General features: G+C 70.5%; 1 protein-coding gene. It reads right to left on the bottom strand.

The annotated features are described in order from the left end of the window. A partial coding sequence (locus AC1DWF_RS33410) for a hypothetical protein (protein WP_476842793.1) occupies positions 1–563 on the bottom strand: 563 nt, incomplete at its 3' end. Positions 564–824 lie beyond the last annotated feature (261 nt).

The following is an 824-nucleotide window of genomic DNA, read 5'->3' as shown; positions in this document are numbered from 1 at the left end:
TCGCTCGAGAGCCGGTTGAAGGCCACGACCATGTCGAGCCATTCCTCCTGCAGCGGCGCGTACTGGTCGCGCTGGCGGCGCGCGAAGGCGTCGCGCGTGCGCTCGCCGAGGTCGGGCAGGCGGGCCCGCATGTCACGCGCGCCCGCGGCCGCGATGGGATCGATCCGGCTGCCCACGATGGACATCAGGAGGTCGAAGCTCTCCATGATGCCCTCGGCGTTGCGCTGCATGCGCACGGCGGTGACGGTCGGCGGCAGGACGCCGGCCAGGACGGCGGCGAAGCCCTGGGCGAAGTCGGCCACGTCGGTAGAGAAGTCGTCCACGGCCTCGATAGCGGCGCGGTCGCGCACGCCCATCTCCTCGATGATCGCGCCCTGGCGGGTCAGCAGGAACAGCGAGTTGCCGGCCAGGAAGGCCAGGACGGAGAACATCAGGATCAGGATGACGGCGGCGCGCGTGCCGATTCGGCCGAGGAAGCGGCCATGCTTGGCCCCGCCGGCGCCGCGGATCGCGCCGGTGTAGCTGGGGCCGGGATCGGCCAGGGCCTGGGTGTCTGGAGCCATCGCGGGATAGGATACAGCACTTCCCGCTGACCGGGCACCATCTAGCGTGATGACCTCGCCGTCCGAATCACGCGCCAGAACAACCCCCATTCCGGAGAACCAGATGCCCTGCCGCATCCTCGTCGTGAACAGCAACACCACCGATTCGGTGACGGCGCGGATCGCCGACGCCGCCGAGGCCGCGCTGCCGGAGGGCTGCACGGTGGAGACGGTCACGGCGCCCTTCGGCCTGCCGCTCATCGTGACCCGGGCGGACTGGAT

The organism is Aminobacter sp. P4_D5, assembly GCF_056401815.1.
This window is presented reverse-complemented; position numbering and strand designations above follow the sequence as displayed.